The organism is Candidatus Zixiibacteriota bacterium (assembly GCA_017999435.1).
In the GTDB taxonomy this organism is placed as follows: Bacteria; Zixibacteria; MSB-5A5; order GN15; family FEB-12; genus JAGNLV01.
This window is the reverse complement of the sequence record JAGNLV010000001.1, coordinates 848349-860577: the sequence shown is the minus strand read 5'-3', so window position 1 is coordinate 860577 and position 12229 is coordinate 848349. Positions and strand designations below refer to the sequence as shown.

General features: G+C 66.8%; 11 protein-coding genes. 7 read left to right on the top strand and 4 right to left on the bottom strand.

All coding sequences use genetic code 11. The annotated features are described in order from the left end of the window. The first annotated feature begins 47 nt into the window (after positions 1 to 47). The 4 genes from folP to lepA all read left to right on the top strand — a co-directional run bounded on the left by folP (position 48) and on the right by lepA (position 4315). Positions 48 to 932: a dihydropteroate synthase gene (gene folP / locus KA261_03765; GenBank protein MBP7696904.1), complete on the top strand. Its 885-nt coding sequence runs from the start codon at positions 48 to 50 to the stop codon at positions 930 to 932. After that, positions 929 to 1690 carry a diadenylate cyclase CdaA gene (gene cdaA, locus KA261_03760; GenBank protein MBP7696903.1) on the top strand — a complete coding sequence of 254 codons (762 nt, stop codon included), beginning with the start codon at positions 929 to 931 and terminating at the stop codon, positions 1688 to 1690. The genes folP and cdaA overlap by 4 nt, the downstream gene beginning before the upstream one ends. 172 nt (positions 1691 to 1862) lie before the next feature. Then, a complete protein-coding gene (locus KA261_03755) occupies positions 1863 to 2417 on the top strand; it encodes a hypothetical protein (protein MBP7696902.1) in 555 nt (184 codons plus the stop codon). A 92-nt stretch (positions 2418 to 2509) separates the two neighbouring features. Further along, positions 2510 to 4315, top strand: coding sequence for a translation elongation factor 4 (gene lepA / locus KA261_03750; protein ID MBP7696901.1), 1806 nt, complete (start codon positions 2510 to 2512; stop codon positions 4313 to 4315). Positions 4316 to 4342: 27 nt separating this feature from the next. Here the strand turns inward: lepA and KA261_03745 are convergent, their stop codons facing one another. Beyond that, a complete protein-coding gene (locus KA261_03745) occupies positions 4343 to 5638 on the bottom strand; it encodes a serpin family protein (GenBank protein MBP7696900.1) in 1296 nt (431 codons plus the stop codon). Positions 5639 to 5812: 174 nt separating this feature from the next. On the opposite strand from KA261_03745, the gene KA261_03740 reads away from it, so the two are divergent. From KA261_03740 to mltG, 3 genes are all read left to right on the top strand, one after another. After that, positions 5813 to 7072, top strand: a complete 1260-nt coding sequence (locus KA261_03740) for an asparagine synthetase B (GenBank protein MBP7696899.1) — start codon at positions 5813 to 5815, stop codon at positions 7070 to 7072. A 4-nt stretch (positions 7073 to 7076) separates the two neighbouring features. Beyond that, positions 7077 to 7514, top strand: coding sequence for a Holliday junction resolvase RuvX (ruvX, locus tag KA261_03735; protein ID MBP7696898.1), 438 nt, complete (start codon positions 7077 to 7079; stop codon positions 7512 to 7514). A 70-nt stretch (positions 7515 to 7584) separates the two neighbouring features. Beyond that, positions 7585 to 8571: an endolytic transglycosylase MltG gene (gene mltG, locus KA261_03730; protein MBP7696897.1), complete on the top strand. Its 987-nt coding sequence runs from the start codon at positions 7585 to 7587 to the stop codon at positions 8569 to 8571. Positions 8572 to 8590: 19 nt separating this feature from the next. On the opposite strand, the gene KA261_03725 is transcribed toward mltG, so the two are convergent. The 3 genes from KA261_03725 to KA261_03715 are packed head-to-tail and all read right to left on the bottom strand — an operon-like array spanning position 8591 to position 11881. Continuing rightward, positions 8591 to 9133, bottom strand: coding sequence for a GAF domain-containing protein (locus tag KA261_03725; protein MBP7696896.1), 543 nt, complete (start codon positions 9131 to 9133; stop codon positions 8591 to 8593). Then, positions 9123 to 10493 carry a sigma-54-dependent Fis family transcriptional regulator gene (locus tag KA261_03720; GenBank protein MBP7696895.1) on the bottom strand — a complete coding sequence of 457 codons (1371 nt, stop codon included), beginning with the start codon at positions 10491 to 10493 and terminating at the stop codon, positions 9123 to 9125. Before KA261_03720 ends, KA261_03725 begins: the two co-directional genes overlap by 11 nt. Next, positions 10490 to 11881, bottom strand: coding sequence for a hypothetical protein (locus tag KA261_03715; protein MBP7696894.1), 1392 nt, complete (start codon positions 11879 to 11881; stop codon positions 10490 to 10492). Before KA261_03715 ends, KA261_03720 begins: the two co-directional genes overlap by 4 nt. Positions 11882 to 12229 lie beyond the last annotated feature (348 nt).

Below are 12229 nucleotides of genomic sequence, written 5' to 3'. Positions count from 1 at the left end.
CGCGGCGGCGCGGCGTTATATATCACTCACGGGGACAAAAAAGCGGTATGTCCAGAGAAACGCTGACACATGACGGAACGAGCGGGCGGGCCATTCGGCTGGCCGACGGACGGCGCTTGTCGCTGGCGCGGCCCCTGATCATGGGCACGCTCAACGTGACGCCCGATTCCTTTTCCGACGGGGGGCGGCACACCTCGCGGTCGATGGCGATCGGGCGGGCGCTCGAAATGGAGGGGGAGGGGGCGGACATTATCGACGTCGGCGGTGAGTCGACCCGGCCGGGGGCGGCGCCGGTCGACGTAGACGAGGAAATGCGCCGGGTCCTGCCGGTGATCGAGGGGATCCGCAAGGCCTCGGACATCCCGATTTCCATCGACACCTACAAAGCCATCACGGCTAAAGCGGCGCTCGATGCCGGGGCCGACATCATCAACGACGTCTCCGGGCTGCGCTTCGACGAGGAGATGGCGGGTCTGGTGGCCGCGCGCGGCGTGCCGGTCGTCATCATGCACATGAAGGGGACGCCCCGGGACATGCAGAAAAACCCCCGCTACGATGATTGCCTGGCCGAGATCACAGCCTTTTTCCGGGAGCGGATCGTGCATGCCGAGCGGCAGGGGATCGCGCCGGCCCAGATCATCATCGACCCGGGGATCGGGTTCGGCAAGCGGCTGGAGGACAACCTGGAGATCCTGGCAAATCTCGGGCGGTTCCGCGATCTGGGTTTTCCGCTTCTGGTCGGCCCCTCGCGGAAGCGGTTCATCGCGATGATCCACCCGAGCAGCAAACCGGCTGACCAGCGGCTGGGGGGCTCGATTGCGGCGGTGGTTGCGGCGGCGCTCGGCGGCGCCGACATTGTCCGGGTGCACGACATCGACCAGACCATGGAGGCGCTGCGGGTGGCCCAGGCGCTTCGGGGAGCGGTCCGGTGAGCCTCTTCAGCTGGGGATTCGTCAGTTTCGGCCTGAAAGACCTGATCGACGTCCTGATTGTCTCGTTCATCATCTACGAGGCGCTCAAGCTAATGAAGGGGACGCGGTCGGCGCAGATCATCGTGGGGCTGTTCCTGGTTGCCGGAGTGGCGTTCATTGCCTACTGGTTTCAACTTGAGGGTTTGACCTGGCTGTTTTCGAATCTGGCCACGTTCGGGCTGATCGTGCTGGTGGTCGTGTTCCAGCCGGAGCTGCGCGGAGTGCTCGCGCAGCTCGGCCAGCGGCGCTTCTTCCGGCGGTTCGTGCAGCTCGAGCGAAAGAAGTCGCTCGAGGAAGTGTCGCGGGCGGCCCTGCGGCTGTCGGAGCTGCGCTACGGCGGGCTGGTGGTGATCGAACGCCGCACCGGGCTGCGGAATTTCGCCGAGTCGGGCAAGCTGGTCAACGCGGAACTCTCCAGCGAGCTGCTGGTCACCCTGTTTACGCCCTACACGCCGCTGCACGACGGGGCGGTGATTATTTCCGGCGAGTATATCGTGGCCGCCTCGGCGTCGCTGCCGCTGACCACCAACCCGCGCTACCGCAAGCTGTACGGGATGCGCCACAAGGCGGCGATCGGCGTGTCCGAGATATCCGACGCGGTGGTGGTGGTCGTGTCCGAGGAAACCACCGGCATCTCGATCGCCTATAACGGGGGACTGGAGAAAGACATCAAGAAGTCCGAGTTCCGCGACAAGCTGGCATCCTACCTGGCCAGGTGATCGGATCGTCGGGCTTTCCGCGCAAGTTCGCACTTGACAGCCGGTCGCCGGGGGGCGTTTCTTTTTCGGCAGACGCCGGGCCGGCGTCGCGGGCGACCGGAGACCGCCCGGACCGGGAGACGGCTCGGGGTCGCACGTTGCAGGACACAACCTGTAATTGCGGGAGAGAGGTATGGCAGGGAAGTCGGAGTCGATCGGGTCGTTTCTGCTGAAAGCTTTGATCCTGCTGGTGGTCATCGCCGCCGGCGTGTTTGCCGGATTCTGGATCTCATCAAAAACCGGGCTGACCGGAGTATTCGGCGGGAACGCCGCACCCCAGGAAATGATCAACCGCAGCAACGTCCGGGTCGGCGACATCTTCCCGCCGGTCACGGTGCGGCGGGACGGCGCCGAGACGGATATCCGGACGCTCCTGCTGGGCAAGCGGTCGCTGGTCGCGTTCGTGTCGGGCGCCTGCGAGCCCTGCCGGCTGCTGGTCGAGGAGGCCGCGCGGTGGCCGAGCGTGATCGAGGGAAACCTGCAGGTGCTCCTGCTCACGCGGACGCCGGAGGCGCACCGGGGGAGCCCGCTCTTGCAGGTGTACGAGATCCCGGCCGAGGTTCTCCCGCAGCTTGAGATCGGTGTCTTTCCCACGCTCTACGTGATCAACGAGGCGGGCGAGGTGCGGGTGGCGCTGTCGGGGTACAGCGAAGCGATGACCGAGGAGGTCCTCACCGGGCGGCTGTAGGGGAGCGGCCGGCGGGCGCCTCTTTCTTGCGTTTGACATTGGGCGGGCGGCCCCGTATCTTCCGCCGCTGTGACTGCAGCCGAGACGGAGAGATGACGACGCCGCTGAAGAATATACGCAATTTTTCCATCATCGCCCACATCGACCACGGCAAGTCGACTCTGGCCGACCGGCTTCTCCAGGTCACCAAGACCGTGTCGGAGCGCCAGATGCGCGAGCAGGTGCTCGACTCGATGGATCTCGAGCGGGAACGGGGGATCACGATCAAGGCGCACGCGATCCGGCTGGAGTATCGGGCCGCGGACGGCGCGGTTTACCAGCTGAATCTGATCGACACCCCGGGCCACGTCGATTTCACCTACGAGGTGAGCCGCTCGCTGGCCGCCTGCGAGGGCGCGGTGCTGGTGGTCGACGCCTCCCAGGGAATCGAGGCCCAGACGCTGTCGAACCTCTACCTGGCCATGGAGCACGACCTCGAGATACTCCCGGTCGTGAACAAGATCGACCTGCCGAACGCGGAGACGGAGAAGGTGGTCGCGGAGCTGGTCGACCTGCTCGGCGTGCCGCGGGAGGAAGTGCTCCGGGTTTCGGCCAAGCACGGGACGGGGATTACCGAGGTGCTCGAGGCGATCGTGCGCCGGATCCCGGGGCCGAAGGGGGATCCGGGTGCGCCGCTGCAGGCGATGGTGTTCGATTCGATTTACGACAGCTACCGGGGGGCGATGCCGCTCCTGCGGCTGTTCAACGGGACGCTGCGGACGCACGACCGCATCCGCGCCATGGCCACGGGCAAGACGTACGACGTCGACGAGGTGGGGTACCTGCGGCTCGGCACGGCGCCGGCGGAGGCGCTCGTGGCCGGCGAGGTGGGGTACCTGTTCGCCTCGATCCGCGAGGTGGCCGACACCAAGATCGGGGACACCCTCACCACGGTGGAGAATCCGGCGGCCGCGCCCCTGCCGGGCTTTGTCAACATCAAGCCAATGGTGTTTTCGGGCCTCTACCCGGCGGTGGCCGAGGACTTCACGCGGCTGCGGGAGGCGCTCGAAAAACTCGCGCTCAACGACTCCTCGCTCTCGTACACGCCGGAATCCTCGCAGGCGCTCGGGTTCGGCTTCCGGGTGGGATTTCTCGGACTCCTGCACATGGAGATTGTCACCGAGCGGCTCTCGCGCGAGTACGGGCAGTTGATCATCAACACCGTGCCGAACGTCGAATACCACGTCTACCGGACCGACGGGACGATGGCGGCGGTCGACAACCCGGCGGACATGCCCCCGCCGCAGGAGACCGACCACGTGCAGGAACCGTACGTCGACGCCCAGATCATCGTCCCGAGCGAATATGTCGGGGCGATCATGAAGCTGGCGACCGAGCGGCGCGGCGAGTACAAGAACACCGAGTATCTCTCGGCCGCGCGGGCCAACCTGTCGTACGCTTTCCCCCTGTCGGAGATCATCTTCGATTTCTACGACAAGCTCAAGTCGGTCAGCCGGGGCTACGCCTCGTTCGACTACGGCGTGCCGTACTACCGGCGCTCCGATCTCGTCAAGCTCGACATCCTCGTCAACGGAGAGCCGGTCGATGCCCTGTCGGTCATTATCCACCGCGACCGGGCCTACAGCTGGGGGAAGAGCCTCAATGAGAAGCTGCGGGAGTTGATTCCGCGCCAGATGTACGAGGTCGTGATTCAGGCGGCGATCGGCAGCCGGATCATCAGCCGGGCGACCGTCAAACCCATGCGGAAAAACGTGACCGCGAAGTGCTACGGCGGGGACATCACCCGCAAGCGGAAACTGCTCGAGCGCCAGAAGGAGGGGAAGAAGCGGATGAAGCAGTTCGGGCGGGTCGAGATTCCGCAGGAGGCCTTTCTGGCGGCCCTCCAGATCGAGCGGTGAGGGGAACGGCCTGTCCGGCCGCGCCGATCAACCCGCACGCGCAGGATTCACCACCTTGCCCATGAACAGGACCGCGCCCGATTCCGCCTCATGGATGATAAAGAGGAACGGGCGGTCGACCCGGAAAAGCGGCGGTAACGACGTCACCCCCCAGCCGATCGAGGTCACGGCCGCCGCCTCCGTCCCTTTCTCATCGACCTCCACAAACGTCTTGTGCTTCACCTCGCCGATATACGACCCGACGTCGGCGAAGAGGCGGCGGAAGTCGGCCGCTTCCGGATCGAAAGCAGTGCGCATGCCCATGCGCGTGAGGATGTCGTTGAGTGTCGCCTCGCAGGCGAATTTGTAGCGCGGCAGGAGAATCTCGAAGTCGGCGACGGTCGGCAGGCTCGACCACGTCCGCCAGGTGTCCGGGTCCAGCAGGACCACCAGCGAATCGACCGCCACCCATGGGTGCGGCAGGAGGATGGTCATCCGGAAACCGGAGCGGCCGTAGGGCAGGGTCGCCGCCTGAAACAACTCGTGCTCGCCGTACATCATCGGGCGCGCGGCGAATCTCCCGGGATCCTGCTCGATCTCATCTGCCGTCCGCTTCCACATCGTGGGGCAGAGCACAGTCGCACCGCCGCCGGGGTGGAAGGGGAGTTCCCGGGTGAAGTCCTCGTTGAAGGGATAGGTCCAGCTCGCCTTGAAACAGAGGGCGTTGATCAGGAACGCCCCCATCTCCGGACTTATCGGCGATTCGATGATCTCGGTGATGCGGCCGCCGGTGGCCCCGGCCACCCAGCTATTGATGGTGTCGGCCGCCCACGGGGCGTTGAAATCAAGCTCCTCCACCCGGGCATCGAAATACTCGCGGCCCATGTCGGTGAAACTCGGCTGCACGCGCAGCCCCAGCCGACTCCAGAAGGAGTTGGCGACGGTGAAGGTAACGGCCGGATCGGCCCCGCTGAGGATCTCGGTCAGGCCGCGGTAGGCCTCGTTGGTTTCATCGGGCGAGGACCCGGCGAGTTCGAGGGTGGCGGCCATTTCATCGCGGGTGAGGCCCTCAGCGCCGTTGAGAGCCAGGCCGAGCGCGTACGACACCGACAGGGGGGAGACGAAGATGTTCTCCCCCGCCGCAGCGTTTTCGTTCACGAGGCGGAACAACTTGAATCCGAAACGGTTGACGGACTGCACGAGGTCGGTTTCGGGGCCCGTCAACTGCGCCGGCGTGCGAACCGGCGTCGGATCATCCGGGCTGGTCGGCTCCACCGGGTCGGAGCACTGCACCGCCAGGAGGACGGTGCCGATGAGCAGAAAAGCAAAGGACGTTTTTATCATGGCAATCTCCCGGGTTTTGTCGGCCGCCGGCGTTCGTCTCTATGCTATAGATGCAGATACGGGGCTGTTGGTGCAACGGAAAACTGGGCCTGCGGCGGCTGCGGGAAACCGGCGTCCCCGGCGGGAGTACAATCAGTAATTGCCAACGGACTAATTTGTCGTAAGTTAGGGACTATGAAGAGACTCCTCTGCACCCTGCTTTTCATCGGGTTGCCCTTGCCGGCGGCAGCCGCCCGGCTCCTGATTCCCATGGACGACTCGCAGACCGACCACCTCAAAGCCTACGGAGTCGTGTTTCAGGGGCTGGAAAAGGGGTCGAAAGGGGAATGGCTGCTCAACTACCGCGGGGGATCGTTCCTTCTGGACTACAACCAGGACAACGTCAACCGCTGTCTCCTCATGGGCGTGGCGGCCGAGCAGGTGAGCGAGGGACAGGTCGCCGACATTTACCGCCAGATCGAAGCGGGGAATATGGAGCGGGTCGAACTGGAGAAGGCGCCGTCGATCGCCGTCTACTCCCCGCCCTCGGCGCAGCCGTGGGATGATGCGGTGACGCTCGCGCTCACCTATGCCGAGATCAAGTACGCCATCGTGTGGGATGAAGAGGTGCTGGCGGGCGCGCTCGACGATTACGACTGGCTGCACTGCCACCACGAGGATTTCACCGGGCAGTACGGCAAGTTCTACGCGGCCTTCCGCAACGAGTTGTGGTACCAGGCGGACGTGAAGACCAACGAGGACATGGCCCGGCGGCTGGGCTACATGAAAGTGTCGGACATGAAGCTCGAGGTGGCGAAAGCGATCTACGATTACGTGCGGCGGGGCGGGTTCTTGTTCTCCATGTGCTCGGCGCCGGAGACGATCGACATCGCGCTGGCGGCCGAGGGCGTGGATATCTCGCCCAGCGAGTTCGACGGCGACCCGGTCGACCCGAACTGCCAGGCCCGGCTCGACTACAGCAAGACATTCGCGTTCGAGAATTTCACCGTGGAACTGAACCCCCTGGAGTACCGCCACTCCGACATCGACACCTATCCGGACCGCCAGATTCGATTCCTCAGTCCGGACGAGGACTACTTCTTCCTGTTCGATTTTGCGGCCAAGCTCGACCCGGTGCCGACAATGCTGGTGCAGGATCACACGGCGACGGTGGCCGGGTTCATGGGGCAGACGACCGGTTTCCGCAAGTCGCTGCTGAAGGATTTCGTGACCATTTTGGGTCAGCCGGACAATTACGATGAGGTCCGGTACATCCACGGCAATCTCGGGCGGGGGACATTCACGTTTTTGTCCGGGCACGATCCGGAGGATTACCGGCACATGGTGCACGATCCGGCGACCGATCTCGCGCTCTACAAGAACTCGCCGGGGTACCGGCTGATTCTCAACAACGTGCTGTTCCCCGCGGCCAAGCGGAAGGAACGGAAGACCTGAGGGTATGGCGGCGGGAGGCGACACGCGCACTCTTCTCGGGATTGATTACGGCGCCCGCCGGATCGGGGTCGCCAAGAGCGATCCGACCGGGCTGATCGCCACGGCGTTGACGACGCTGGTGGTGAAATCGGCGGCCGACGCGCTGGCCCAGGTGGCCGCGCTGATCCGCGAACACCAGCCCGCGGGCATCGTCATCGGATCCCCGGTCGGGCTGTCGGGCGAGTCGAACCGGAAGTGCCTCGAGATCGAGGCCTTCGCGAACGCGCTCCGCACGGTTTTCGACGGGCCGATCCACCTGTGGGACGAGGGCTACTCCTCGGTCGAGGCGGCGGACATCATCCATGCCCACGGCAAGCGGGTCGGCAAGGACAAGAAGCGGATCGATCGGCTGGCGGCGGTGATCATTCTGCAGCGGTTTCTCGATGAGCAGCCGGAACGGTAGGGGGGTGTGACAGAGGGAGCAGCTCCGGCGGGTGGCGGCGGTCGCCCGGCCGGTCCTCGCGGCAGAAATTATGGGTAGAAGAATCGTCACGGCGGCGGCCGTGCTTTTGGCGGCGGCCATCATCGGGCTGGCGGTCGGACAGCACTATCGCACGGTGGACCTGGGAGACCGGGTGGCGACCGTGATCATCGCCCCGGGCGACTCGTTCGCCCAGGTGGCCGCCCGGTTGGACGCCCAGGGAGTGGTGCCGTCGCCGCGCCTCCTGCGGCTCGCGGCGAGACTCACCGGTGTGGACCGCAGGCTGATCCCCGGCCGGTATGATTTCACGGGGAAACAGTCGGCGGCCGGCGTGCTCGACCGCCTGGCCCGGGGGGATTTGCTCCGCATCCGGGTAACGATTCCCGAAGGCACGACGCTCTGGCGGACGGCCGGTCTGCTCGCCCGCAGCCTGGAACTTGATTCGGCGGCGATCGTGGGCCTGGGCAGCGACAGCGCGTTTCTCGCCGAACTCGGCAAACCCTGCCTGGAGGGATACCTCTTCCCCGAGACGTACTTCTTCCCCTGGGGAATCGACGAGCGGGAGGCGGTGCGGACGGCCGTGGCGCAGTTCGACCGGCAGACCGAGGGACTCTGGGCGGGGGAGAGGACGCTGGGGCTCTCGCCGCACGAGATTGTCATTCTGGCCTCGATCATCGAATCGGAAACGCCGCTGGCCGGCGAGCGCGGGCTGGTGGCCTCGGTCTATGCTAACCGGCTGCGGCAGAAGATGCGGCTGGATGCCGACCCGACAGTGATCTACGGTCTGGGGGGACTCGATCGGCCGCTCTCCCGGCGCGACCTGCGCAAGGACACGCCCTACAACACCTACCTTCACGCGGGGCTTCCGCCGACGCCGATCAACTCGCCGGGACTGGCCTCGATCAAGGCTGCGCTCGCTCCCGACACGAGCGACTACCTGTTCTTCGTGGCCGACAACGCGGGGGGGCACTTCTTCTCGAAAACCAATGCGGAGCATGAGCGGGCGCGCCGGCGGATACGGCAGGAGCGCGGCCGGTAGGCGCTCGGCCGGAGGCGGTTCAGGCGAGGCGCTGCTTTCGTATCGCGGCCGCGAAGGCCCGGGCCACATCCTCGACCGCCCCTTCCTCGAACATCGCAAAGGCGGTCGGTTCGTCCGAGCTGTAGGCCACCAGGCCGACCACCTCGCCGTCGCTGGTGAGCGGCTGGACGACAAAGGAGCGGGACTCATCGCCAAGCAGGAGCTTGCGCTCGAAGAAGTTGCCGCTGAAGGAGGCGCAGAAGTTCTCCGTGTAGACGCGGCCGTGTTCGGCGACCTTTTCAAACAGCGAGGACTGCGGGGGAAGGTTGACCGCCAGACCGTCGCGGAGCGATCCATTCACCCAGGTGGAGACGGCGGCGAAGGGGCCGGCGGCGCCGCGGCGCATGATCAGCACGCCCCGGTTGATGGCGTAGCGACGGGCGAGCTCGCGCGTCAGGTGGGCGAACATCTGGGGCGCCCCCGCCCCCTGTTCGTGCAGGACGGCGAAATCGACCGGAATCGGCCGGGTCGGGGCGGGCGTCCGCAGGTATGACCGCTTGCGCGGCAGCGGCTTATCCGTCATCGCGCACAGCCTCGCCGGCGACGCCCGGTTTCAAGTTGTACTTCTTCACTTTCCGCCACAGCGTGGTGCGGCCGATACCGAGTTCCTGGGCGGTCTGGGTGTAATTCCAGTTGTTGTCGATGAGCACTTTCTCGATTAGGTCGCGCTGGTTGTCGGCCAGGCGCAGGCTGTTGGTCCGAGGGGCGGGCGGCCGCTCCTCGGCAGCGCCCGGACGGTGCTCGGCAAACACGACGGCGTCGGAATCGATCGTCTCACCACCGGCGAGGGCGGCGGCGCGGCGGAGGCAGCTCTCCAGCTCGCGCGCGTTGCCCGGCCAGGGCCAGTGGAGCAGGCGGTCGAGGGCGGCCCGGCTGATGTCCAGGCGCGTTCGCCCGGTTTCCGCGGCGATGCGCCGGAGCATAGCGGCCACCAGCGGCTCAAGATCCTCAATGCGCTCGCGCAGCGGCGGGACAGCCACCGTGATAGTGTCCAGTTTCGCCAGCAGGTCGCGGCGCACACCGGCGGCCGCCAGTTCTCCGGCCGAAAGAGCGGAGGTGGAGAGCCACCGCACATTCAGGCGGGCGGGACGGCCGGGGAGGACGCCGGTTTTGAGGACCTCGGCGAGCCGTTCCTGAACCGCCGCCGGCATCCGGTCGAGGCGCCTCAGGAGCACTGTCCCGCCGTCCGCCTGAACCAGCAGCCCGGGGCGGTCGGATCCCTCGGAGCCGAACAACTCCGGGACCAGCACCGGTTCCGGGGCGGTGCAGTCGACGACGACATAGGGCCGCTGGCGGCGCCCCGAGTGGTGGTGCAAGATGCTCGCGCAGAGCTCCTTGCCGGAACCCTCCGGACCGGTGATGAGAACGGCGATGTCGGTCGGGGCGAGGCGGGCGAGCGCCTCGCGAAGCTGCTGGGCGGCCCGCGACACGCCCACGAGGTTGTCGAAACTGTAGTGCATCGCGACGTGCTGGCGAACGGCCGCGAGGCGGACTTTGAGTTCCCGGTGTTCGATGGCTTTCCGGGCGCGCGCCAGGAGCGCCTCCGTCGACGGCGGTTCGGCGACGCAGTCGAAGGCCCCCGCCTCGAGGGCGGCCGCGATCCGGCCGGGGGGCGCGGCGGGAAGCACCAGGAGGATCTCCACCGCCGGATCGAGGCGGCGGACCCGGCGGATCAGCTCCTGCGGATCGGGCAGGGCGGCGTCGTGACGGACCAGCACCAGGTGGATCTGCCCGGTGGCGAGCACGGCCAGCGCGGAATCCAGCGTGTTGACCTCGGTTATTTCCAGCGTGTTGTCGGCCAGGGGCAGGGACAGCGACCGGCGCTCGGTCTGACCGGGATCGAGCACCAGAATGCGGGCGGCGGCGGGACGAACGGTGATCATGCGGGTATCTCCTGGGTGCGGAAGGTTACAGCGGTAGTGAGGGAGCGGGAGGGGGCGTCGACACGGCGCTCGACGGCGGCGCCGAGGCGCCGGACCAGGCGGTCGGCGTCGGCCGGCCAGGCCCGTTCCAGGTCGGCGATGCGGGCGGCATCGGAAACGATCGTGGTGAAGACCACCCGGGCCTCCGGCGCGCCGTCTGCGCAGTCCACCCGCACGGCGGTGGCGGCGGCGCGGTCGGCCGCGGCGTGCGCCTCGAGGACGGTCTCAAATAGGACCAGAAGGGCCTCGGGCGGAGCCGAGACCCAAAACTGCTCGCCCCCGCCGTCGAGCACCAGCGAGATCCGCTCCCGGTCGAGGCCGGCGAAGCGGTCGATGGCGTGGTCGATCTGGTGCGCGAGGTTGACGCGGGCCGGCTCCATCTGGCCGTAGCGGGCGACCAGCGAGGTGCGGGCCAGCCGGCGCGAGAGCGACCGGCCGGTGCGGGCGATCTCGGACGCCAGCGCCTGGATTTCCCCGGCCGCGAGCAGACCGCTGTTGCCGGCGATGTACTCGGCGGCCGTGGTGAGTCCGGCGGCGTCGCGCCGGAGCGAGTCCACGCAGGCGAGCGACAGTCTGGTCTCGGCGGCGGCCTCGCGGGCCGGCTCGAAAGTGAGGCAGGCCACGTGGAGACAGCCGCAGGCGTGATTTTCGAGTTTCATCTTGAATCGGGCGACCAGCCGGCGGACGAGCGGCTCGACCGTCCCGTACTCGCGCGCGACGAGCGCGGACGGTTCGCAGGCGGCCGCGGTGCAGATGTCCGGGTCGGCGTGGAAGACCCGCCCCGAGGCGCGATTGACGAGGATGCGGGCCGCCCCCGGCGGGGTCGGACCGAGCGCGGCGAGCATCCCGCGCACGGAATCGCGCGCGCTGCGAAAGGCGCTGATGACCCGCTCGAAGCAGCGTTCGAGCACCACCTTGTCGGTCAGGCTGTCGGGGCAGAGCATGCCCAGGACCAGCGGCGCTCCGTTGCGGTCCTCGATCACACCCGTGAATACCCGGCTGATGCCCGGCCCCGACGCGGCGCCCGCCGCGCAGCGATGCGAGAAGACGGCGTCGCGGCCCTGGCGAACGGCGGCGTCAATCAGGTCCGGCGGGAACAGGGGAACTTCCTCCGGATGCAGGTAGCGGTCGCCGCGCACGAGGAAGGTGAGGGCGTTGTCGGGAGCGAGGCTGTCGAGGTACTCCTGTTCGCTCCGGCTCAGCCAGCCGCGGATCTCAACGCCGAGCAGGAGCGACGCCGCGCGGACGACGGCGGACTCCTCGGAGACCGCCGTCGGGAACCGCTTCGATTCGAAACGGTCGAGGCGCTCGAGACGGGACTGTTTCGAAGTGGTCGCTGTCGTGGTCATCTTTGGGACATCCTTGTTTCAACTTGAATCATCTGCTAGAGGTATCGGCCCCGGGGAGGAGGAACTTTAGGGCAGGGTGGAGCCCGGGGGACGGGCGCGGGCGGCAAAAACCTTGACAGGCCGCGGGCGCCGCCGTATCATCGCTCATGCCGCTCGACAGCATCCAGATCGGCCGCGGAGCACGGCCCCCCCGACCGAAAACTCCCACTCCCCTGACCATAGAATCCCCGTTTCAGCGGCTCGGAGCGCGGTGGTCGCGCCATGCCTTGGGGGCAGGTCGTCATGCCGCTAATCCCTTGTTGCAGAATATGATAAACGTCGGTAGCCCGGGTCTCACGATGGACGTCG

Excerpts from the sequence above, each read along its gene's own strand:
- KA261_03755 (MBP7696902.1), top strand. The coding sequence starts at position 1,863 with ATGGCAGGGAAGTCGGAGTCGATCGGGTCGTTTCTGCTGAAAGCTTTG.
- mltG (MBP7696897.1), top strand. The coding sequence starts at position 7,585 with ATGGGTAGAAGAATCGTCACGGCGGCGGCCGTGCTTTTGGCGGCGGCC.
- KA261_03725 (MBP7696896.1), bottom strand. The coding sequence starts at position 9,133 with ATGACGGATAAGCCGCTGCCGCGCAAGCGGTCATACCTGCGGACGCCC.
- folP (MBP7696904.1), top strand. The coding sequence starts at position 48 with ATGTCCAGAGAAACGCTGACACATGACGGAACGAGCGGGCGGGCCATT.
- ruvX (MBP7696898.1), top strand. The coding sequence starts at position 7,077 with ATGGCGGCGGGAGGCGACACGCGCACTCTTCTCGGGATTGATTACGGC.
- KA261_03745 (MBP7696900.1), bottom strand. The coding sequence starts at position 5,638 with ATGATAAAAACGTCCTTTGCTTTTCTGCTCATCGGCACCGTCCTCCTG.
- lepA (MBP7696901.1), top strand. The coding sequence starts at position 2,510 with ATGACGACGCCGCTGAAGAATATACGCAATTTTTCCATCATCGCCCAC.
- KA261_03720 (MBP7696895.1), bottom strand. The coding sequence starts at position 10,493 with ATGATCACCGTTCGTCCCGCCGCCGCCCGCATTCTGGTGCTCGATCCC.
- KA261_03715 (MBP7696894.1), bottom strand. The coding sequence starts at position 11,881 with ATGACCACGACAGCGACCACTTCGAAACAGTCCCGTCTCGAGCGCCTC.
- KA261_03740 (MBP7696899.1), top strand. The coding sequence starts at position 5,813 with ATGAAGAGACTCCTCTGCACCCTGCTTTTCATCGGGTTGCCCTTGCCG.